Source organism: Myxococcus sp. XM-1-1-1, from assembly GCF_020037095.1.
In the GTDB taxonomy this organism is placed as follows: Bacteria; Myxococcota; Myxococcia; order Myxococcales; family Myxococcaceae; genus Myxococcus; species Myxococcus fulvus.
This window is the reverse complement of the sequence record NZ_JAIQDH010000005.1, coordinates 411,957-432,577: the sequence shown is the minus strand read 5'-3', so window position 1 is coordinate 432,577 and position 20,621 is coordinate 411,957. Positions and strand designations below refer to the sequence as shown.

Sequence of the window (20,621 nt, the reverse complement as noted above, 5' to 3'; positions counted from 1 at the left end):
GAGGTCGGATGCACAGGCTTCGCGCCGTACTCGCCGCGCTGACGCTAGGCGCGCCGTTCGCCGCCAGCGCGGCGGATATCACCCGGATCGCCTCGTCCTTCGAGGACGATGACCCGTTCGATCTGTTCATCGACGTCGGGTTCGAACGCACCCAGACTCGCGCGAAGATCATCCGCGAGCAGCTCGCGCCGGTGGGGAGTGAACCCGGGCGCGGTGATGCCTCGGAGCTCTGGTACAAGGGCGTGGACGCCCGCCTCAACCTGAGGATGGCCGTCGGCCTCTACCGCGACCTGGAGCTGTCCTTCACGCTCCCGCTGGTGTTCCAGCAGAACGAGCGCTGGGACTTCACCTCCCAGTCGTCGCAAGGGACGTCCACCATCACTGGCAATTGCATCAACCCCGATGGCACGTTCGTCAACAACGATCCAGGGTGCCTCGACGACCCGCATGCCAACGGCGTGCCCCTGTTCGGGGTACCCCAGGAGAGCTTCCGCGGCGGTCTGGGCAACCTGCACTTCGGCCTGGCCTACGCGTTCTTCAACCAGGACAAGGACGTCACCAAGCCCACGTGGATCGTCGGCATCGACTACGAGGCGCCCACGGCGAAGCAGCGGGACCCGAGCGTCGACACGACGAACTCGGACGACCGCGGCAACATCGGTGACCGCGTCCACAAGTACCAGCTCTACACGTCGTTCTCGCGGCGCATCGGCGTGGCCGAGCCGTACTTCAAGGCCAGCTACACCATCCCCGTGCGCGGTCCGGTCTTCTATTCGAACTGCGACCAGCGCGACGCGGATCCCACCACCCTGGGTGCTCCTGACAACTGCGGCACCGGGCCGTGGGACCGCAAGGAGACGGGCATCAAGGCGCCCAAGATGATGGGCATCCTCGCCGGCGTGGAGCTGGTGCCGTTCGACCGGCCGCAGAAGCACCAGAAGTTCACCCTGGACCTGCGCGCCATCGGCAACTACGTGGGCGCGGGCCGCTACCACAACGAGCTGAGCGCGGCGCTGCGCAAGCTGCTCACCTCGGAGGAGTACTTCCAGGTCGGTGGCATGCTCGGCGTCACCGCGAGCGCCTCGGAGACCTTCAAGATTCGCGCGGGCGGCACGTTCCTCTACAACACGGACCACACGCTCACGAACGAGGAGCTTGGCAAGGACCTGGACGGCAACGGCGAGATCGACGCGAGCCTCGGCTCGCCCGAGCTCAACCCCACGTTCGACTGGCGCTACGACCTGGTGTCGCGCCGGTTCCGCGCCATCGGCAGCACGACGTTCCGCTTCGACCTGAGCGCGTCCTTCAACTTCTAGCGCCAGGGAAGTCCCCGGGAGACGCGGGCCTCGAGCACGCGCCTCCCGGTTCCGGACCACCTACTTCTTCAGCGACAACCCGAGTCGGTACACGTCCTGTCCCGACCACCCCGCCCGGCGGGCCAGCTCCGTGCTCAGGGCCTTGAGCTTGTCGCCTCGCGCGAGCCCGTCCTCGAGCGCCCGGCGCAGCTCCTCCTCGGACCAGCGCCGCTCCCCGGTGCGCCCCTCCACCAGCACCACCACCTCGCCCCGGGCCTCCTCCGTCGCGTAGCGCGCGGACAGCTCGGACAGCGGCGCGCGGATGAACTCCTCGTGCAGCTTCGTCAGCTCGCGTGCCACGCACGCCCTGCGGTCCCCCCACGCCTCCTGGAGGTCCTGGAGCGTCTCGCCCAGGCGGCGGGGAGACTCGTAGAGCACCAACGTGGCGGACAGCGAGGCCACCTCCTCCAGCATGGCCCGCCGCTCCGGCCCCTTGCGCGGCAGGAAGCCCAGGAAGTGGAAGCGGCCCGTGGGCAGCCCCGAGGCGCTCAGCGCCGCGACGAGCGCCGTGGCGCCCGGCACGGGCACCACCGTCAGCCCCCGCTCCAGCGCCTCCGCCACCAGCCGCTCACCGGGGTCGCTGATGGCCGGGCTGCCCGCGTCGGTGACGAGCGCGCAGTCCTCGCCCTCCCCGAGCCGGTCCAGGATGCGCCCGGCGCGCTGCCCCTCCGCGAACGCGGGCAGGCTCACCAGGTCCTTGCCGCCGATGCCGAAGTGGTCGAGCAGCACGCGTGAGTGCCGCGTGTCCTCACAGGCGATGAAGCGCACGGCGCGGAGCGTCTCCAGCGCGCGAGCAGAGATGTCACCCAGGTTCCCGATGGGCGTGGCCACCAGGTACAGCGTTCCAGCCATGACTTCCCTCACATGCCCGCATCGAAGGCGCCGGGGATGTGCTCCACGGTGGCCCGCTCGCCGCGCCCGACGACGGCTATCACATCGAAGCGCATCATCCGTCCCTGGAGCTCATGCGCGAAGAGATAGTGCAGCGCCGCCTTCACCACCCGACGCTGCTTCGCGAACGACACGGTGTGCGCCGGGTCTCCCCACACCGCCGTGGAGCGCATCCGCACCTCCACGAAGCACAGGAGCTCCTCGCGCTCGGCCACCACGTCCAGCTCGCCATACCGACAGAGCCAGTTGCGGGCTCGCACGCGCCAGCCCCGCTCCTCCAGGTACCGCACCGCCGCCGCCTCCGCCTCATCCCCATACTCCCGCCGCACCCCACGCCCCATCCCGCCCCCACTCCCACGCCCTCCTCCATGGAGGGCACCCGCCACATCGGACTACACGTTAACCGTGCCGTCCGACATCTGGGCGAAGCCGGGGTGTGACGTGACGTGGACCACCTGCGTGAGGGTGCCCAGGTGCTTGAGCATGCGGGCGATGAGCGGCAGCTTCACCTCGTCCATGCCCGCGAAGACGTCCTCCAGGACGAAGGGCCGCTTCACCCGCGCGCTCCCCTTCTCCACCACCGTCATCCGCAGCGCCAGGTAGTAGAGGTCCAGGTCCTTCGGCGGCAGCTCACCCACCGGCACGCGGCGCCCCGAGGCGAGCGCGAAGGCCCGCCCCTCCTTGTCCCACTCGACGCCCTGGTAGCGCCGGTCCGTGAGCGCGGTGAGGTACTGCACGCAGCGCTCCTTGAGCATCCCCTGCACGCTCAGCACATCCGTCGTGAAGATGTCCGCCGCCTGGGACAGCACGGCGGGAGACGGGTCCTCCAGCGGCTCCACGGGCGCGGGCGAGCCATCCGCCTGCGTCACCGGCGCGGGCGGGGCCTTGGCCAGGGTGATCGACTCCTTCACGCGCCCCAGCTCACGCTCCACCTCGCGGATGTCGCGCACGTAGGAGCCCTTGCGCGTCAGCTCCGCGTTGAGCGCGTCCATCTGCTCCTTGAGCGCCTGGCGCTGGGTGGACGCGGCCACGAACTCCGGGTCGGCCTCCACGGCCGCGAGCTGATCCTTCAGCTCCACCACCCGCGCGGCCAGCAGCTCCTTGCGCTCGAGCGCCGCGGGAATCTCGTCCAGGCTCTCCACGCCGAGCGCCTTCTGCGCCATGCGCACCGGCGCGGCCTCGGCCTCGAACTCCTCGTGGATCTTCTTCTCGCGCGCGTCGAAGCGCCCCTCCTTGCTGCCCTTGCGCGAGGCGCGCTGGAGCTCGTCCACGTAGCGCAGCGCCAGGAAGGCCGCGAAGCCGAAGGCCGGGATGTCCAGCAGCGCCAGGTAGCGGAACGCGCGGTGCACGCCGAGCCCCAGGCCCAACGACAACCCGAGGAACAACACGCCCACCACGATGCCCAACCAGAACATCCGGTCCTGCGTCAGCGGCTCCACCGCGTCCGGCACGTCCGCCGCGTCCGCGTCCCGGTCCGCGCCCAGCCGATTCAAAGCCTCGTCACGCCGGGACAGCGCCTTGGGATAGCGCTGCACGCGGTTGAGGATGTCCTGGGGCAGGCCGAGCGTCTGCGGCGTCGGAGCGGCCCGCCACGCGTTCTCCGCCTCGTGGATGGCCGCCTTGAGGCCCTCGGTGCCCTTGAGGCGCTGGTCCGCGTCGAAGATCTGCGACGACAGCCCATCCACCTTGAACTGGAGCTGATCCACCTCGCGCGCGGAGACGAGCTCCGCCTCGAGCGCGCGCACCTTCGCCTCCGCCGCGGGGATGTCCTCCGCCGCGGCCACCGAGGACGCGTTCGCCAGCGAGGGGAACTTGCCGGAGGTCTTCGGATCCGCCGCCTTCGCCGCGGCCTTGCGCGGACGCCGTGACGGCAGCTGCCCCGGCTGCAGACAGTAGAGCTGCTCGAAGCTCGTGCGCGGCGGCAGGCCCACCTGTCCGCGCAGGAACTGGTTCATCTCCGAGGCGTCCGACGACACCAGCTCCGGCTGCTGCGTCGTCTTGTTCATCCGGTGCAGCGTCCCGGAGCCACCCAGCTCGCGCAGCACGCGGTACGTGGCGCCGTCGATGCCCACGAAGGTCAGCGCGGCCTTGCCGGACTTCGCGCCCGGCGCGATGAAGGACGCATCCCCGCCCCGCCCGTCGGCGTAGAGCAGCGCGAGCAGCACGCCCGCGAAGGGACTCGCCTCCGCCGAGGGCGGCTTGAGGACGAGGTACCCGGCTTTCAGCGCGAAGCGGCCCGCGGCAGTGAATCCCCGGACATTCTGGACGGCGACCTCGACGAATTGCATGGCGCGTCCATGTTAGCGCGAATGAAAAAAGGAGCGCCCGGTATCGGACGCTCCTTCTCACGACGGCCCGAGGGCCGACGAGGACTCAGGGAATCAGGCCTTCGCGCCCTTGCCCTGGGTCGTGTCCGCCTCCTCCTGCACGTCCACGCGGGCGGCTTTGCCCTTGAGGTCGCGGAGGTAGAACAGACGGCTGCGGTTCACGCGGCCGCGCGAGAGGACCTCGATCTTCTCGTAGCGGGGGCTGTGCAGCGGGAAGATGCGCTCGACGCCGACGCCGAAGGACATCTTGCGCACGGTGAACGTGGCGCGGTGGCTGCCGGAGGTCTTCCGGATGACGGTGCCCTCGAACGCCTGAACGCGCTCCTTCTCGCCCTCCTTCACCTTCCAGAAGACGCGCACGGAGTCACCAGGACGGAACGAGGTGACGTCCTGGCGCAGGTACTTGGCCTCGACGTGCTGAATGGCGGCGTTACGCATTTCGGACTCCAGTGAAGCGGAAGCTGACGCGATGAGAACGCGTGAAAGAGCGGGCCGTACTAGCAGAGAGAGCGGTGTCGGACAAGCCCGCTGAGGCCCGACTCCCAAAGAACCCCCAGGGTTACAGCTCTTCCTCCCGTCGGGCCAGCAGTTTCTCGTCGGCCTTGGACAGGGTGAGGCGGGCGAACAGGTCCGGCCGTCGCTCGCGCGTGAGCACCAGCGACTTCCACCGGCGCCACCGGGCGATGCGCGCGTGATCTCCGGACTGGAGGGCCGCCGGCACCTCGACGCCCTGGAACACGGGCGGGCGGGTGTACTGGGGATGCTCCAGCGTCCCCTCCTCGAAGCTCTCCGACACCGAGGACGCCACGTTGCCCAGGACCCCGGGCACCAGCCGCGCCACCGCGTCCACCACCGCCATCGCGGCGATCTCCCCGCCGGTGAGCACGAAGTCCCCCAGCGACAGCTCGCCGTCCAGGTGGCTCATCACCCGCTCGTCCACGCCCTCGTAGCGGCCGCAGACCAGGATCAGCCCGGCGGTGTGCGCCACCAGCTCGCGCGCGGTGACCTGGGTGAAGGTCGCGCCGCGAGGGCTCATCAAGAGCACCTTCGCCCCGGGCAGTCGGGCCCGCGCCGCGCTGATCGCCGCGACCAGCGGCTCGGGCTTCATCACCATGCCCGCACCGCCTCCGTAGGGCGCGTCGTCGGTGACACGGTGCTTGCCCTCGGCGTACTCGCGGATGTCCGTCACGGTGGCGGACAAGAGGCCCTTCTCCTGGGCCTTGCCGAGGATGCTCGCGCCCAGGTAGCCGGACACCATCCCAGGGAACAGCGTGAGCAGCTCCACCGGATACGGCGGGCTCACGACTCGGACCCGTCCGGGGCGTCCTTGTCGGCGTCGCGCCGGCCGACCTCCACGTACTCGGGAGGACGGATCACGATGCGCTGGGCCGCCAGGTCCACCGTCGGGACGAACTCGTCCGCGAACGGCACCACCAGCTCCTGCCGGCCCGCGGCGCGGATCACCAGGTTCGGCACTTCACCGGTGGCCCAGATCTCCTCCACCTTGCCCAGCGGCGTCCCCGCCTCGTCCACGGCGGACAGGCCCAGGAGGTCTCCCTGGAAGAACTCACCCTCCTCGGGCGGCTCCAGGTCCTCGCGGAACACGAACACCGTGGAGCCCACCAGCCCCTCGGCCTCGGTGCGGGACTCCACGCCCTCGAAGGCGACGATGTCCTCCTTCGGCGTGGGGCGCAGGGACTCCAGCACCAGGTCCCGCTCCACGCCCGCACGGGTGCGGACGCGGACCCGGTCCACGGTGGAGAGCGTCTGCGAGCCCGGGTCGAACGGACGCACCGCCAGCTCGCCCCGCAGCCCGTGCGCGCGAGAGATGAAGCCCAGCTCCAGCAGGGGCTTCTGCGTCACCGCGACGCGTCCGGTGCGGCGGCGGGCGGCGTGCCGGCGGCGTTGCGGCGGTCGTCCAGGATCTCCAGCCGGACCTTCTGGCCAGACTTCTGGGCGGCGGCATTGAGCAGCGTCCGGAGGGCGTTCACGGTGCGCCCGTCACGGCCGATGACCTTGCCGACATCCTCGGGGGCGACCTTCAGCTCGTAGAGCCGTGCGCCGTCCACCTCGGAGATGCGCAGGCCCACCTGGTCAGGTTGATCGACCAGGGCCCGCGCCAGATACGTGAGGAGTTGCTCCACGTCCGCTCAGTAAAGCCGGTCGCGGATCAAGCCGCGGGGGTGGACTTCACGGCCTTCGCGTTGACCTTGATGAGGTCCGCGACGGTCTCGGAGGGGGTCGCGCCCGTCTTCAGCCAGTAGTTCAGCCGCTCCTCGTTGAACTCCACCTTGGGGGGGTTGAGGTTCGGGTCGTACGCGCCGACGGCCTCGATGAACTTGCCATCCCGCGGGTTGCGGGAGTCGGTAGCGACCACGTGGTAGTAGGGCTTCTTCTTGGCGCCCGCGCGGGCAAGACGGAGGACGACGGCCATGGAGTGCTCCAGCGAACAAGAAACGACGATGTAAACGGGGTGGCGCTCTTAACGCCGCACCCGCGGGATTGTCAAGGAAGCTCGGGACTTTATGTCGTGCTTTCGGCCGGAGTGGCCTCGCCACGATTCGCGAGCTGCCCGCAGGCCCCCGCGATGTCCCGGCCCCGATTCTTCCGGATGTAGGCGGCCACGTGGCCGTCCGACAGGATGGCCCGGAACTGCTCCGCCCGCTCTTCCGCGGTGGTGAGGAACCCCAGGCCAGGGTTCTCGTTGTAGGGAATCAGGTTGACCTTCGCCGGAATTCCCTTGAGCAGCTGGATGAGCCGGTGCGCGTCCTCATCGCTGTCGTTGAAGCCCTGGATGAGCACGTACTCGAAGGTGATGCGGCGGCCCTGGCGCAGCGGGAACTTGCGGCACGCGTCCAACAGCGCGGCGATGTTCCACTTGCGGTTGACGGGCATCGTCTTGCTGCGCTGCTCGTCCGTGCTGGCGTTGAGCGAGATGGCCAGCTTCACGTCCGTCTCCTGGCCGAAGCGCTCGATCATGGGGACGAGGCCGACGGTGGAGACGGTGATGTGGCGGTGGCTGAAGTTGGGCCCGTCCTCGGACTGGAGGATGGCGAGCGCCGTCTTGAGGTTCTCGAAGTTGTGCAGGGGCTCGCCCATGCCCATGAACACGAGGTTGCTCAAGGGACGCAGCGTCTCGTGGCCCTCGTTCTTGCGGACCTCGCGATTGACGGCGTGCACCTGCGCGACGATCTCGCTGGGCGTCAGGTTGCGCTTGAGCCCCATGGTGCCCGTCATGCAGAAGCCGCAGGCCATGGCGCAGCCCACCTGGGTGGACACGCACAGCGTCCGGCGGTCCTCGGAGGGCATGTAGACGGACTCGATGTAGCGCCCGTCGCGCGTCTTCCACCGGTACTTGATGGTGCCGTCGACGCTGCGCTGCTCCAGGTCCTTCACCAGCGGGATGATCTCCGCGGCGACCTTGAGCTTCTCGCGGAAGGCCTTGGACAGGTCCGTCATCTCGTCGAACGAGGTGGCGCCGCGCTGGTGCAGCCAACGGTAGATCTGCGGGGCACGGAAGGCGCGCTCGCCCAGCTGCTCGGTGACGAAGCGGGTGAGCCCCTCCATGGACAGGCTGGCCACGTCCACGAGCTTCGCGGGAGCAGGCGCCGGCAAGGGCTCCGTGACGGGAAGGGTGGCGGTGGCGGTGGTCTCGGTCATCGTCGTCGCGCAGTGAAACGGGGGCCCGGGGGCGTCCCTTCCCACACCTGGGGTCGAGGTGTCAAAGGAGGCCCCGGTCGCCTGGTCGACACGGGAACGCACTCCCCTCCCCCAACCCTACGCATCCCCACACCGCTCCGCTCGAAAACCAACGGCCCGGGCCAGCCCCATGACGGGTGCCGACACCGGGCCGCGGGTCAGGAGCCCTTGGAAGGGCCCTGTCGCCTACTTCTTGGCGCTGTACTCGTACGGCTGGATCTCCGTCTCGCGGAAGAAGTACGCGATCTCGTTCTTCGCGTTCTCCAGGCTGTCGGAGCCGTGGACCGTGTTCTGGTCGATGCTGGTGGCGAAGTCCTTGCGGATGGTACCCTCGGCCGCCTGCGCGGGGTTGGTGGCGCCCATGATGTCGCGGTTGCCCAGGACGGCGTTCTCGCCCTCGAGCACCATCAGGACGACGGGGCCGGAGATCATGAACTGCACCAGGTCCTTGAAGAAGGGCCGGGCCTTGTGGACCGCGTAGAAGCCCTCGGCCTCCTTCTGGGAGAGCTGCTGGAGCCGGATGGCGACCGGCTTCAGACCCTTCTCCTCGAAGCGGCTGATGATCTTCCCGATGACGCCCTTCTGCAGACCGTCCGGCTTGATGATGGACAGCGTACGCTCGATGGCCATGTGACTGGCTCCTTTTCCCTTTAAGGGGTGTTAGCGCTTCTTGGGGCCGCGCTTGACGGCCTCCTGGAGGGTGGTGCCCAGCTCGGCGGGGCTGGCGGCCATCAGGATGCCCGCGGCCTCCATCGCCTTGATCTTCTCCGTCGCCGTGCCCTTGCCGCCGGAGATGATGGCGCCGGCGTGGCCCATGCGCTTGCCCGGGGGCGCCGACTGGCCGGCGATGAAGCCGGCGATGGGCTTGGTGAACTCGCGGGCCACGTACTCCGCGCCCGCCTCCTCGGCGCTGCCGCCGATCTCACCGATCATGATGACGGCGTCCGTGTCCGGGTCCGCCTGGAACAGCTTCAGCACGTCCACGAAGTCGGTGCCGTTGACCGGGTCTCCGCCGATGCCCACGGCCGTCGACTGGCCCAGGCCCAGCTGGGTGAGCTGGTGCACCGCCTCGTACGTCAGCGTGCCCGAGCGCGACACCACGCCGATGCGGCCCGGCTTGTGGATGTGGCCCGGCATGATGCCGATCTTGCACTTGGCGCCGGGGGTGATGACGCCAGGACAGTTCGGGCCGATGAGGCGCACGCCCGGCTTGCCCTGCAGGTAGCGCTTGGCGCGCACCATGTCGAGGACGGGGATGCCCTCGGTGATGGTGATGATGAGGGACACGCCCGCGTCGGCGGCCTCCATGATGGAGTCGGCGGCGAACGGGGGCGGGACGAAGATGACGGACGTGTTCGCGCCCGTCTGCTTCACGGCGTCGGCGACCGTGTCATACACGGGAACCTTGCCCTCGAACTGGGTGCCGCCCTTGCCCGGCGTCACGCCGGCCACGAGCTTCGTGCCGTACTCCAGCATCTGCTTCGAGTGGAACGAGCCCGCCGAGCCGGTGATGCCCTGGCAGAGGACCTTCGTGTTGTCGTTGACGAGGATGCTCATGGCGCTCCTTAAAGTGTGGGCAATGAAGCGCGCGGACTACTTCAGCGCGGCGACGGCCTTCTCGGCCGCCTGACGCAGGTTGTCCGCCGGGGTGATGGCGAGGCCGGAGTTGCTGAGCAGCTGCTTGCCCAGCTCCACGTTGGTGCCTTCCAGGCGCACCACGAGCGGGACCTTGAGCTGGACCTCCTTCGCCGCGGCGATGATGCCCTCGGCGATGACGTCGCACTTCATGATGCCGCCGAAGATGTTGACCAGCACCGCCTTCACCGCGGGGTCGGCCAGGATGAGCTTGAAGGCCGCCGTCACCTTCTCCTTCGTCGCGCCGCCGCCCACGTCCAGGAAGTTGGCCGGCTCACCGCCCACCAGCTTGATGGTGTCCATGGTGGCCATGGCCAGACCCGCGCCGTTCACCATGCAGCCGATGTTGCCATCGAGCGCGATGTACGCCAGGTCCCACTCCTTGGCCTGCGTCTCGCGCGCCTCCTCCTCGGCGAGGTCGCGGTACTCGAGCAGGTCCTTGTGCCGGTAGAGCGCGTTCTCGTCGAAGGTCACCTTCGCGTCGAGCGCCACCACGCCGCCATCCTTCAGGATGACCAGCGGGTTGATCTCCACCAGGGACGCGTCCGTCTCCACGAACATCTTGTAGAGCGCGGTGCAGAACTGGACGAACTTGTTCACCGTCGGGCCCGTCAGGCCCAGGCCGAAGGCCAGCTTGCGGCCCTGGAAGTCCAGGAAGCCCACCGCCGGATCCACCGTCTCACGGAGGATCTTCTCCGGGTGCTTCTCCGCCACTTCCTCAATCTCCACGCCGCCCTCGCGGGACGCCATGAAGGTGACGCGGCTGGTGGCGCGGTCGAGCGTCACGCCCAGGTACAGCTCCTGGCCGATGTCGAGCCCCTGCTCGATGTAGACCTTGTGGACCGTCTGGCCCTCGGGCCCGGTCTGGATGGTCTTGAGCTTCATGCCAAGCATCTGCTTGGCCAGCTCCTTCGCCTCGGCGGGGCTCTTGGCGAGCTTCACGCCGCCGCCCTTGCCACGACCACCGGCGTGGATCTGGGCCTTCACCACCACGACGGGCGTGCCGAGCGTCTTCGCCGCGGCCTCCGCGTCGTTGGGCGAGAGCGCGAGGATTCCCTTCGGCGTGGGCACGCCGTACTTCCGGAAGATTTCCTTGCCCTGGTACTCGTGGATCTTCATCGAGGCTCCATGTGGAGACGAGGGGGACGACCCCTTACAGGCGTCAGCGCGTCGCCCTCATTGCGCAGAAACCGACGGATGGCAAGGCCGTTTGACCCGACAGGCACCGCGGTGCGGCACGGTGTGGACCGCTGATAACCAGGAATGTCCGGGCAGATGAGGCGCCCTTCACCGCGCCCCTGCCCCTGGAACGTCAACAGCCCCGCCCGGGCTCCACGAGGGAGACCGGCGCGGGGCCGAGGACACGGCGGAGCGTCCGCGCGAGCGTCACCCTGGACCGCTGTGGCCCTTCTTCTCCTCCTCCTGCGAGAAGAGGTCCTTGATGACCAGCTTGGTCACCTGGCGGTTCATCATCGCGATGGAGGTGGTGAGGGGGATCTCCTTCGGGCAGACCTTCACGCAGTTCTGCGCCTTGCCGCAGTCCTGCACGCCGCCGGGGCCCATGAGCGCGCGCACGCGCTCCTCGGAGTTGAGCTTGCCCGTGGGGTTCATGTTGAACAGGCGGGCCTGGCTGATGGCCGCGGCGCCCACGAAGTCGTTGCCCAGGGTCACCTGCGGGCACGCCTCCAGGCAGCTGCCGCACGTGATGCACGTGGACAGCACGTACATGGTGGACTGGTCCACCGGGGACTGGCGCGGGCCGGGGCCCAGGTTGTGCGTGCCGTCCGTCGGGATCCAGCCCTTCACCTTCTTGAGGGCCTCGAACATGCGGCTGCGGTCCACGGCCAGGTCCCGGACCACGGGGAACTTGCTCATGGGCTCCAGCGTGATCGGCTGCTCCAGCTTGTCGACGAGCGCCGAGCAGGCCATGCGCACGCGGCCGTTGATGTTCATCGCGCAGCTGCCGCAGACCTCCTCGAGGCACGCGGCGTCCCACACCACCGGCGCAACCTTCTTGCCCTCCACGGTGACGGGGTTGCGCTGGATCTCCATCAGGCACGAGATGACGTTGGCGCCCTTGCGATAGGGGACCTTGAACTCCTCGTAGTGGCCCGGCTGGTTCGGATCATCCTGCCGCCAGATGCGGAAGGAGATGGTTTGGCTGCTGACGGCGCCTGCCTGTGCGGTGTCCATGTCGCTCGACCCTTCGCTTCCAAGTCAGTTACGGGGGCCCGCGCGCTACAGGCGCGGGCGCGCCCAGAAAGTTCCCCGGTGCCTTACGCGTACCAGCGAGGCTCGGGCTTCAGCACGGGCGTCGGCACATCCTCGTAGGAGATGTTCGGCCCCTGCTCCGCGTACTTCGCGATGGTCGTCTTCGCCCACTTGTCGTGGCGCGCCTGCCACAGCGCCATCCAGGCGGGATCGTCGTTGGGATCCTTCGTCTTCGGCTCGGGCAGCGAGAAGTCCGGCTTGTAGTGCGCGCCGCGGCTCTCGTCGCGCAAGAGCGCGCTCGTGGCGATGACCTCGCCCAGCTCCAGCATGTTCCAGAGCTGGTTGACGAACGACATCGAGCGGTTGGACGAGTTGCCCGTGTCCAGCACGTTGACGCTCTTCCAGCGGCCCTTCAGCTCGCGGATCTTCTCCACCGTCTTCTTCAGGCGGTCGTTGTAGCGCACGACGGTGCAGTTCTCCGTCATCACGTCGCCCAGTTCCTGCGCCAGGCCGTACGGGTTCTCCGGGCCCGCCATCTTCTTGATGGTGGCGAACCGGTCCTCCCAGTAGCGCCTGGCGTCCTGGAAGTACTTCTCCGGCATGGCCGCCGCGCTCGTCGTCTGGCTCTTGGCGAAGGACGCCATGGCCGGGCCGCCGATCATCCCCGAGTAGATGCAGGAGAGCAGCGAGTTGGCGCCCAGGCGGTTGCCGCCGTGGAACGCGTAGTCCGCCTCGCCCGCGGCGTACAGGCCCGGGATGTTGGTGGACTGGTTCTTGGGGCTGCCCTCGAGCGGCGTGAGCGTCTTCGAGTCGGCCTCGAACGTCACGTACAGGCCGCCCATCGAGTAGTGCATGCCCGGGAAGATGACCATCGGCGTGACGCGCGGATCATCTCCGACGAACTTCTCGTAGATCTCCATCACGCCCTTGATCTTGGCGTCGAGCGTCTTGGCCGGGATGTGCGTGACGTCCAGGTACACGCCGTCGCGCCCGCCAACGCCCAGGCCCAGGTCGCGGCAGACCATGAAGATCTCGCGCGTGGCGACGTCGCGGGGGACCAGGTTCTTGTACTTGGGGTACTTCTCCTCGAGGAAGTACCAGCGCTCGCTCTCCGGGATGTCCCGGGGCCCGCGCGTGTCGCCCTTCTTGCGCGGCACCCAGACGCGGCCACCCTCGCCGCGCACCGACTCGCTCATCAGGCGCAGCTTGTCCTCGCCTGGAATCGACGTCGGGTGAACCTGGATGAACTCGCCGTTGGCGTAGATGGCGCCCTCCATGTAGGCGCGACCCGCGGCGGTGCCGGTGTTGATGACGGAGTTGGTGGAGCGGCCGAAGACGATGCCCGGGCCACCCGTGGCCAGGCACACGGCCTCCGCCGGGAAGGTGCGGATCTCCATCGTCCGGAGGTCCACGGCCACGCTGCCGATGCAGCGGCCGCCCTCGTCCTTCACCGTGCCGAGCCACTCCCAGTACTCGTACTTGGTGACCTTGCCCTCGGCCTCGTAGCGGCGGACCTGCTCGTCCAGCGCGTAGAGCAGCTGCTGGCCCGTCGTGGCGCCGGCGAAGGCGGTGCGGTGGTGGAGCGTGCCGCCGAAGCGGCGGAAGTCCAAGAGGCCCTCCGGCGTGCGGTTGAACGTCACGCCCATGCGGTCCAGCAGGTAGATGATGCCGGGGGCCGCGTAGCACATGCCCTTCACGGAGATCTGCTCGGCCAGGAAGTCGCCGCCGCGCAGCGTGTCCTTGACGTGGATCTCCGGGTGGTCACCCTCTCCCTTGGTGTTCACCGCGCCGTTGATGCCTCCCTGCGCGCAGACCGAGTGAGAGCGCTTCACCGGGACGAGCGAGAGCACATCCACCTGGTGGCCCGCCTCCGCGAGCTTGATCGTCGTCATCAGCCCGGCGAGACCGCCGCCCACCACTGTGAACCGCGCTGCTGCTGCCATCATCGTCTCCTTGACCGCCGGATCCAGGGCGCCTGCCGTCAGCCGGCCCGCCACAACCGGCGCGCCACGCTCCGGACATCTCCGTGCGAGTTCTACAGGCTAGTTAACTTGCTGGAAGCACGCCGCAACGGCGGCGAGAAACTCGATAAGCCCGCGTCATTCGCGGCATCAGCCAAGAAGCCCGCCGGGGGTTCCCGACGGGCTTCTGACTGGAACGGCCTACAGCTTGACGGAGTCGACCGTCTTCTTGACCGACTGGAAGGACTTCTCCAGCTCGGCCTTCTCGGCGTCGTTCAGGTCGACGGTGATGACCTTCTCGATGCCGCCCGCGCCGATCTGCACGGGGGTCCCGAAGAAGTAGCCGTTGATGCCGTACTGGCCCTTGAGCAGGGCCGCGCCCGGCAGGATGCGCTTGCGGTCGAAGATGAAGCTCTCCGCCATGGCGATGGAGGAGGCCGCGGGCCCGAAGTAGGCGCTGCCCGTCTTGTACAGGCCGACCAGCTCCGCGCCGCCCTCGCGGGTGCGCTTGACGATGGCGTCCAGCTTGTCCTTCGCGATGAGCTCCGTGAGGGGCACGCCGCCCACGGTGCTGTGGCGCACCAGGGGCACCATGTCGTCGCCGTGGCCGCCGAGCACCAGCGCCTCCACGTCACGGATGGAGCAGCCGAGCGCCTCGGCCACGAAGCACTTGAAGCGGCTGGTGTCCAGCACGCCCGCCATGCCCACGACCATGTTGTCCGGCAGGCCGGCGATCTTGTGGAGCGCGAACACCATCGCGTCCAGCGGGTTCGCCACGTTGATGACGAAGGCGTTGGGGGCGTGCTGCTTGATGTTGCCCGCCACGTCCGTCATGATCTTGAGGTTGATCTCCAGCAGGTCCTCGCGGCTCATGCCCGGCTTGCGGGGCATGCCGGCCGTGATGATGATCACGTCCGAGCCAGCGACATCCTTCCAGTCCGTGGTGCCGGTGACGCGGCAGTCGTAGCCGTCCACCGCCGCCAGCTGGTTGATGTCCAGGGCCTTGCCCTTGACCAGGCCTTCGGCCGCCGGGATGTCGTACAGGAACACGTCACCGAGCGACTTCTGCACCGCCAGCAGCGCGAGGTTGCCGCCGATCTGCCCGCCACCGATGAGGCCAATCTTCTTCTTGCGATTCTGAGCCATGGCTTCGCCGTCTCCCAATTCCCCGCGAGGGGACTACATGTGCTTGATGATGGCCTGACCGAACTCGGAGCACTTCACCTCGGTCACCCCGGACTGCCCCTCCTGCTTCATCAGGCGGGCGAAGTCGTACGTCACCGTCTTGGCGGCGATGGCGCGGTCCATGCCCTGGATCATCAGGTCCGCGGCCTCGTGCCAGCCCAGGTGCCGGAACATCATCTCACCGGAGAGGATGACCGAGCCCGGGTTCACCTTGTCCTGGTCCGCGTACTTGGGCGCCGTGCCGTGCGTGGCCTCGAACACCGCGTGGCCCGTGACGTAGTTGATGTTGCCGCCCGGGGCGATGCCGATGCCGCCCACCTGCGCCGCCAGCGCGTCCGACAGGTAGTCGCCGTTGAGGTTCAGCGTGGCGATGACGTCGAACTCGTCCGGACGCGTGAGCACCTGCTGCAGCGTGATGTCCGCGATGGAGTCCTTGATGACGATCTTGCCGGCGGCCACGGCGGCCTTCTGCTCGGCGTTGGCGGCCTCCTCGCCCTTGGCGGCCTTCGTCACCTCCCACTGGTCCCACGTGTAGACCTTGTCACCGAACTCCCGGGCGGCCAGCTCGTAGCCCCACTTGCGGAAGGCGCCCTCGGTGAACTTCATGATGTTGCCCTTGTGGACCAGCGTGACGCTCTTGCGCTTGTGGTCCACCGCGTACTGGATGGCCGCGCGGATGAGCCGATCGCTGCCCTCCTTGGACACGGGCTTGACGCCCAGGCCGATGTCCGACGGGAAGCGGATCTTCCCGAACTCCTTCGGGAACTCCTGCTTGAGCAGGGACAGGAACTTCGCCGCCGCGGGGCTGCCGGCCTCGAACTCGATGCCCGCGTAGATGTCCTCCGTGTTCTCACGGAAGATGGTCATGTCCACCTTGTCCGGCGACTTGACCGGGCTGGGCACGCCCTTGAAGTAGCGCACGGGGCGCAGGCAGACGTACAGGTCGAGCAGCTGGCGCAGCGCCACGTTCAGCGAGCGGATGCCGCCGCCCACCGGCGTCGTCAGCGGGCCCTTGATGCCGACCAGGTAGGTGCGGAAGGCCTCGACCGTCTCGTCGGGAAGCCAGTTGTTGACCTGCTTGAAGGACTTCTCGCCGGCGAGGACCTCATGCCAGGCGATCTTCTTCTTGCCCTTGTAGGCCTTCTCCACCGCGGCGTCGAACACGGCCTGGGACGCGCGCCAGATGTCGCGGCCCGTGCCGTCGCCCTCGATGTAGGGGATGATCGGATGGTCCGGCACGGACAGCTTGCCGTTCTGGAGGGTGATCTTCTCGCCGGAAGTCGGGGGAGCCATGGACGTACTCCTGGAAGGTGTGGCCGTGTAAGAATTGGCGCGGGATAGTCGAGAACCCGCCCCCCTCCCGTCAAGGAGTTTGGCCGCTCCTCCAGGTTGCAGGACTTATCGGACCCAGCGGCGCCGCATGCGCTCGGGCACGCGCGCCAGGCCTGGAGGACCGCGCCTGCGCACCGACCTACCAGCAGGCGAGGCCCGGCGCGGGAAGCTCCACCGTCACCGTGAGGCCCTCGCCATCGCCGCGCTCCACGCCGAGCGCCCCGCCCACGGACTCCACCAGCTCCCGCGCCCGGGCGAGCCGACGATGCGCGGGCCCCACCAACATGGGCGACAGGAACACCGCCTGGAGCTCGCGCGCGGACAGCCGCGCCGCGGACGTCACCACCTGGAAGCGCGGCGGCTCGTCACCGAAGTCATCCGGCGCGTCCAGCACCACGCGCACACTTCCCTCCCCCGCGTGGTCCGCCGCGTGCGACAGCAACAGCAGCAACACCTGCCGTGTACGTCGCGCCCCTGTCCGCGCCAGAACGGTTTCCCCTGGAAGTTCCAGTTTCACTTCGATGCCGTGGATTCTTCGCGTGGCTTCCAGCAATTCCAGGGCTTCTTCCATGAGCGCCGCGACCTCCACTTGCTGGGAATCCGGACCCTCCACCGACGCCAGCAAGGCCCTCCGGGAAGCAGCCTGGGGCGCCGCCCCGGCTTCACCCGACGTCCTGTCCACCCAATCCCGCGCCGCGCTCATGCCGCACCTCGTCCCGTTGGCCCTACAGAGGGACTTTACTGGCGGAATCCGACGCGCTCCATTTCACTACGAGAAAGTACGCAGGGCGTGGTTGACTGGAGACATTACAGCTTCGCGACATCTTGGCCGTGCCGTTGTCGGGTGCTGGGCATGCAGTTCGTGAAACTTGGAGAAATGGCCTGTCACGGTTGACCCAGTGCCCTAGATTCCGGCCTTGACGAAAACAGCAAGGCTGCACAAATTCGATTTGACTGTTCCTCTCGACTCCGTATGATACGGACCCATAGCGAAATGCCGCCCACCGCAGCACCGCTGGAGCAGGGAGGAACTGTTGTGCTTGCAACTTCGCCATCCGCATCAGGCGTTCCTCACTACCGGAGAAGGGGGCTCCTGGACATGGAAGGGGGAAACCCGCTCTCCGACCGGCGGACGGTCGAGTTCGATAGCCGCGACGCTTTCATCAATGTGATTCCGCTGCCGCCAGCGGAAGCCGCGCTGGACGACTCGGGCTATTCGCTGCACGGCCGGGGCGCCAACGCCATCACGTGCTCGCTGGGCACGCTGGACGCGACGCTCGGTGAGGTGACGCGACTGAGCCCCACCGTGGTCTGGGTGATGCCGCGCGGTCCCGTGACGCACACCGAGGGCCCCACCCTGCCCGTCTTCCTCAAGGGCCGTGGGCTCACCATCGGTCCCCTGGTCGGCGCGTTCATCCGCGCGGACGCGGAGACGGCGAGCGCGCCCGTCGGCCTGCAGCTGGTGGGCGTGACGGTGGAGCAGGGCCGGCAGATCCTCTCCCTGCTGGCGGACGCGCTGAAGAACGGCGTGGCGGAGCCGGCGGCGTCGGTGCTGCCGGTGCAGGACACCATCGAGCAGGCCGAGCGCATCCGCTCCATCCTGGTGGCCATCTGCGCGTCCGGGAACAACGGCGTGCTGCGCCGCAAGGGCCGCTCGGTGCGCATGGTGCTCGAGCGCTTCAACACGGCGACGTCGCAGCTGGAGTGGCGCTCCGAGGAGCCCGTCACCGAGTGGGGCGAGGCGCCCTTCGACGTGGACGTCATCGGCTACAACAGCGCGTACCGCATGCGCCTGGACGGCGGCAGCGGCGACGGCGAGCGGCTCTACACGCAGCTGCCCACGCGCATCTCCCGCATCCGTCACCGCTGGCACCGCCGCGTCCCCGCCCCCGCGGGCGCGAACGTGCGCTTCCATCACCCGCTGTGGCGGGAGCTGGGCGAGCTGCAGCGCGACGTGGTGGACCTGTCGTTCTCCGGCCTGTGCCTGCGCTGCAAGCCCGAGGACCTGATGTTCCCCGGCCTGCTGCCGCCGCACATCGAGCTGCAGACGGGCGAGGGCCAGACGCTGACGTTGCGCGGGGAGATCCGCTACGTCACCAGCCCCCGCGCGGATGGCTACATGCTGTGCGGCCTGAGCGTGCAGCCCTACTCCGTGGACGAGGCGCGCTGGGTGCGCTTCGTGTCGCAGACGACGTCCCCCGCCACTCGCACCAGCGAGAACATGGAGGACGGGCTGTGGGATTTGTTCACCCGCTCGGGCTTCTTCAGCCTCGCGGGCAAGACGTCCGAGGAGTTCGAGGAGCAGCGGCTGGCCTTCCGGAGCATGGCCAAGCGCGGCGCGGAGATTCCGCAGCTGTTCTGCCAGGCGGTGTGGCCGTCCGAGCGCGGCCCCGAGGCGACGCTGTCCTTCATGAAGCCCTACCGCCACGCGTGGATGGGGCACCAGGTCGCCAAGCGTCCCGGCAAGCCGCCCCCGAGCGTGCAGGAGCCGGGGCAGATCATGCGCGACTTGTACGTGCGCACCTTCGAGCATCCGCAGAGCGACCCGGACTTCCGCTGGGTGGTGGCCTACGTGGAGGCGCTCAACCCGTGGATCGCCAAGGCGCACGTGCGCTACGCCGAGCGGCAGATGGAGACGGGCCAGGGCCTGGCCTTCACGCGCAAGGTGCACATGCTGGACGTGTACACGCACGAGCAGACGGGCCGCGCGCACGAGGGCATCCAGATTGGCCTCGCGACGGCGCAGGAGCTGACGCTGCTGGCGGACACCATCGCGCGCACCCGCCCCGCCTGCTACGTGGACGCGCTGGACTTCACGCGCGAGCGCATCGACATGCGTCCGGTGCAGGCGCGCTGGAAGCAGTTCAATCTCGAGCGTGAGCGGGAGATCCTGGTCGCGCGGCGCAACGGAGTCCCCGTGGCCGCGACGGTGCTGGAGCTGGGTCAGCGGGGCACGAACCTGTACTGCCTGCTGGACATGGCCCGCCTGTTCCCGCTGACCGAAGAAGGACCGTCCACCTATGTCGCATTGGTGGACGCCGCGCGCCGGTGGTACGCGGCGCGCCGCCGCACCTCGTTCCACTTCCTATGTGAGGACGAGGGGGGGGATTACGTGCAGGAGGCCGGCATCCACGGAGGGCCCGATCCCTACATGTGGATCATCTCCTCCAAGCTGATTCCGGACTTCCTCGAGCACATCAGTGAGCTGACCATCGGGCGCCGCGGCGCCCACAACCCTCGCTAAACGCCCCAGAGGTAGACACATGAGCAAGCAATTCGTGGAGCAGAACTATGTTCCGCACGTGGCCCCCGTGCGCGAGCGCCTCAAGACGTCCCCCGCCCTGAAGGCGCTGCTGGATCCCAACGTGGACCCGGCGCTCGTGGAGGGCTTCCTCATCCAGCTCAACTCGCTGGGTGTCTACATGACGGAGCCGGTGGACAAGTGGATCCGCCGCGCGGGCGAGGCCTCCGTGAAGATGGGCCTCAAGGACGTGGGCGAGAAGCTCATCACCCACGCGAAGCACGAGGAGGGCCACCACCTGATGATGATCGAGGACACCAAGAACCTGGTGGCCCGGTGGAACTCGCGCCGCTCTCCGCAGCTGGACGTGAACGCGCTCTTGAGCCAGACGCCCACGCAGGCGATGGTCGAGTACCGGAAGATCCACGAGGACACCATCGTCGGCGAGATGCCGGCGGCGCAGGTGGCCATCGAATATGAAATCGAGAACCTGTCCGTCGTGTTCGCGCCCGGGCTGATGGAGCAGGCCAAGCGCGTCTGTGGCGAGGACATCATGGAGGCCATGTCCTTCGTGAAGGAGCACGCGGAGCTGGACGTGGGCCACACCGCGCTCAACGAGGTCATGCTCGGCAAGCTGCTGGACCAGGTCCCGGAGAAGACCGCGGTCATCGGCAAGACGGGCGCGCAGGCGCTGGACATCTACCTGCGCTTCATGGGCGACTGTGTCGAGCGCGCCCAGCAGATGATCAAGCCCGCCGCGGCTTGAGGTCCCACCGGGGCCCGC

20 protein-coding genes are annotated in these 20,621 nt (G+C 68.3%); 3 read left to right on the top strand and 17 right to left on the bottom strand.

All coding sequences use genetic code 11. The features are described from left to right. Positions 1 to 8 precede the first annotated feature (8 nt). A complete protein-coding gene (locus tag K8640_RS13885) occupies positions 9 to 1,316 on the top strand; it encodes a hypothetical protein (RefSeq protein WP_223747470.1) in 1,308 nt (435 codons plus the stop codon). A gap of 60 nt (positions 1,317 to 1,376) precedes the next feature. Here K8640_RS13885 and rsmI read toward each other — a convergent pair whose 3' ends face one another. The 17 genes from rsmI to K8640_RS13800 form a co-directional block, all read right to left on the bottom strand. Beyond that, positions 1,377 to 2,207 (bottom strand): 16S rRNA (cytidine(1402)-2'-O)-methyltransferase, encoded by an 831-nt coding sequence (rsmI, locus tag K8640_RS13880; protein ID WP_223747469.1) that lies wholly within the window; start codon positions 2,205 to 2,207, stop codon positions 1,377 to 1,379. An 8-nt stretch (positions 2,208 to 2,215) separates the two neighbouring features. Continuing rightward, positions 2,216 to 2,587: a YraN family protein gene (locus K8640_RS13875; protein WP_046714041.1), complete on the bottom strand. Its 372-nt coding sequence runs from the start codon at positions 2,585 to 2,587 to the stop codon at positions 2,216 to 2,218. A gap of 51 nt (positions 2,588 to 2,638) precedes the next feature. After that, the gene (locus K8640_RS13870) at positions 2,639 to 4,534 is read right to left on the bottom strand and encodes a chromosome segregation protein SMC (RefSeq protein ID WP_223747468.1); all 1,896 of its coding nucleotides are present in this window, start codon (positions 4,532 to 4,534) and stop codon (positions 2,639 to 2,641) included. A gap of 93 nt (positions 4,535 to 4,627) precedes the next feature. Beyond that, positions 4,628 to 5,011 (bottom strand): 50S ribosomal protein L19, encoded by a 384-nt coding sequence (gene rplS, locus K8640_RS13865; protein WP_223747467.1) that lies wholly within the window; start codon positions 5,009 to 5,011, stop codon positions 4,628 to 4,630. 121 nt (positions 5,012 to 5,132) lie between these two features. Then, positions 5,133 to 5,876, bottom strand: coding sequence for a tRNA (guanosine(37)-N1)-methyltransferase TrmD (gene trmD / locus K8640_RS13860; RefSeq protein WP_223747466.1), 744 nt, complete (start codon positions 5,874 to 5,876; stop codon positions 5,133 to 5,135). Further along, a complete protein-coding gene (gene rimM / locus K8640_RS13855) occupies positions 5,873 to 6,436 on the bottom strand; it encodes a ribosome maturation factor RimM (RefSeq protein ID WP_141328670.1) in 564 nt (187 codons plus the stop codon). The genes trmD and rimM overlap by 4 nt, the downstream gene beginning before the upstream one ends. After that, a complete protein-coding gene (locus tag K8640_RS13850) occupies positions 6,433 to 6,717 on the bottom strand; it encodes a KH domain-containing protein (RefSeq protein ID WP_046714046.1) in 285 nt (94 codons plus the stop codon). Before K8640_RS13850 ends, rimM begins: the two co-directional genes overlap by 4 nt. A gap of 26 nt (positions 6,718 to 6,743) precedes the next feature. Further along, complete coding sequence (rpsP, locus tag K8640_RS13845) at positions 6,744 to 7,007, bottom strand: 30S ribosomal protein S16 (RefSeq protein ID WP_141328672.1); 264 nt, start codon at positions 7,005 to 7,007, stop codon at positions 6,744 to 6,746. A gap of 89 nt (positions 7,008 to 7,096) precedes the next feature. Beyond that, entirely contained in the window at positions 7,097 to 8,233 is a 1,137-nt protein-coding gene (gene rlmN / locus K8640_RS13840; RefSeq protein ID WP_223747465.1) for a 23S rRNA (adenine(2503)-C(2))-methyltransferase RlmN, read from the bottom strand. Positions 8,234 to 8,458: 225 nt separating this feature from the next. Beyond that, complete coding sequence (ndk, locus tag K8640_RS13835) at positions 8,459 to 8,902, bottom strand: nucleoside-diphosphate kinase (protein WP_223747464.1); 444 nt, start codon at positions 8,900 to 8,902, stop codon at positions 8,459 to 8,461. 30 nt (positions 8,903 to 8,932) lie between these two features. Further along, a complete protein-coding gene (sucD, locus tag K8640_RS13830) occupies positions 8,933 to 9,829 on the bottom strand; it encodes a succinate--CoA ligase subunit alpha (RefSeq protein WP_223747463.1) in 897 nt (298 codons plus the stop codon). A 36-nt stretch (positions 9,830 to 9,865) separates the two neighbouring features. Next, positions 9,866 to 11,026: an ADP-forming succinate--CoA ligase subunit beta gene (sucC, locus tag K8640_RS13825; RefSeq protein ID WP_046714051.1), complete on the bottom strand. Its 1,161-nt coding sequence runs from the start codon at positions 11,024 to 11,026 to the stop codon at positions 9,866 to 9,868. Between the two features lie 267 nt (positions 11,027 to 11,293). Continuing rightward, positions 11,294 to 12,100, bottom strand: coding sequence for a succinate dehydrogenase iron-sulfur subunit (gene sdhB, locus K8640_RS13820; RefSeq protein ID WP_223747462.1), 807 nt, complete (start codon positions 12,098 to 12,100; stop codon positions 11,294 to 11,296). An 83-nt stretch (positions 12,101 to 12,183) separates the two neighbouring features. Beyond that, positions 12,184 to 14,061, bottom strand: coding sequence for a succinate dehydrogenase flavoprotein subunit (gene sdhA / locus K8640_RS13815; protein WP_267700802.1), 1,878 nt, complete (start codon positions 14,059 to 14,061; stop codon positions 12,184 to 12,186). A gap of 219 nt (positions 14,062 to 14,280) precedes the next feature. Then, a complete protein-coding gene (gene mdh / locus K8640_RS13810) occupies positions 14,281 to 15,225 on the bottom strand; it encodes a malate dehydrogenase (RefSeq protein ID WP_141328680.1) in 945 nt (314 codons plus the stop codon). Positions 15,226 to 15,258: 33 nt separating this feature from the next. Then, positions 15,259 to 16,557, bottom strand: a complete 1,299-nt coding sequence (gene icd / locus K8640_RS13805) for an NADP-dependent isocitrate dehydrogenase (protein WP_223747460.1) — start codon at positions 16,555 to 16,557, stop codon at positions 15,259 to 15,261. 178 nt (positions 16,558 to 16,735) lie between these two features. After that, complete coding sequence (locus K8640_RS13800) at positions 16,736 to 17,167, bottom strand: ATP-binding protein (protein WP_223747459.1); 432 nt, start codon at positions 17,165 to 17,167, stop codon at positions 16,736 to 16,738. A 528-nt stretch (positions 17,168 to 17,695) separates the two neighbouring features. Here K8640_RS13800 and K8640_RS13795 point away from each other — a divergent pair. Beyond that, complete coding sequence (locus tag K8640_RS13795) at positions 17,696 to 19,840, top strand: hypothetical protein (protein WP_223747458.1); 2,145 nt, start codon at positions 17,696 to 17,698, stop codon at positions 19,838 to 19,840. Between the two features lie 19 nt (positions 19,841 to 19,859). Next, positions 19,860 to 20,603 (top strand): hypothetical protein, encoded by a 744-nt coding sequence (locus K8640_RS13790; protein WP_074952194.1) that lies wholly within the window; start codon positions 19,860 to 19,862, stop codon positions 20,601 to 20,603. The last annotated feature ends 18 nt before the right edge of the window (positions 20,604 to 20,621 follow it).

What these genes read in the sequence shown, in the direction of transcription:
- K8640_RS13800 (WP_223747459.1), bottom strand. Translation starts at nt 17,167, where the DNA reads ATGGAAGAAGCCCTGGAATTGCTGGAAGCCACGCGAAGAATCCACGGC.
- rlmN (WP_223747465.1), bottom strand. Translation starts at nt 8,233, where the DNA reads ATGACCGAGACCACCGCCACCGCCACCCTTCCCGTCACGGAGCCCTTG.
- rpsP (WP_141328672.1), bottom strand. Translation starts at nt 7,007, where the DNA reads ATGGCCGTCGTCCTCCGTCTTGCCCGCGCGGGCGCCAAGAAGAAGCCC.
- icd (WP_223747460.1), bottom strand. Translation starts at nt 16,557, where the DNA reads ATGGCTCCCCCGACTTCCGGCGAGAAGATCACCCTCCAGAACGGCAAG.
- ndk (WP_223747464.1), bottom strand. Translation starts at nt 8,902, where the DNA reads ATGGCCATCGAGCGTACGCTGTCCATCATCAAGCCGGACGGTCTGCAG.
- sucC (WP_046714051.1), bottom strand. Translation starts at nt 11,026, where the DNA reads ATGAAGATCCACGAGTACCAGGGCAAGGAAATCTTCCGGAAGTACGGC.
- K8640_RS13885 (WP_223747470.1), top strand. Translation starts at nt 9, where the DNA reads ATGCACAGGCTTCGCGCCGTACTCGCCGCGCTGACGCTAGGCGCGCCG.
- K8640_RS13795 (WP_223747458.1), top strand. Translation starts at nt 17,696, where the DNA reads ATGGAAGGGGGAAACCCGCTCTCCGACCGGCGGACGGTCGAGTTCGAT.
- K8640_RS13790 (WP_074952194.1), top strand. Translation starts at nt 19,860, where the DNA reads ATGAGCAAGCAATTCGTGGAGCAGAACTATGTTCCGCACGTGGCCCCC.
- K8640_RS13870 (WP_223747468.1), bottom strand. Translation starts at nt 4,534, where the DNA reads ATGCAATTCGTCGAGGTCGCCGTCCAGAATGTCCGGGGATTCACTGCC.
- rplS (WP_223747467.1), bottom strand. Translation starts at nt 5,011, where the DNA reads ATGCGTAACGCCGCCATTCAGCACGTCGAGGCCAAGTACCTGCGCCAG.
- sucD (WP_223747463.1), bottom strand. Translation starts at nt 9,829, where the DNA reads ATGAGCATCCTCGTCAACGACAACACGAAGGTCCTCTGCCAGGGCATC.
- K8640_RS13875 (WP_046714041.1), bottom strand. Translation starts at nt 2,587, where the DNA reads ATGGGGCGTGGGGTGCGGCGGGAGTATGGGGATGAGGCGGAGGCGGCG.
- rsmI (WP_223747469.1), bottom strand. Translation starts at nt 2,207, where the DNA reads ATGGCTGGAACGCTGTACCTGGTGGCCACGCCCATCGGGAACCTGGGT.
- sdhB (WP_223747462.1), bottom strand. Translation starts at nt 12,100, where the DNA reads ATGGACACCGCACAGGCAGGCGCCGTCAGCAGCCAAACCATCTCCTTC.
- mdh (WP_141328680.1), bottom strand. Translation starts at nt 15,225, where the DNA reads ATGGCTCAGAATCGCAAGAAGAAGATTGGCCTCATCGGTGGCGGGCAG.
- sdhA (WP_267700802.1), bottom strand. Translation starts at nt 14,061, where the DNA reads ATGGCAGCAGCAGCGCGGTTCACAGTGGTGGGCGGCGGTCTCGCCGGG.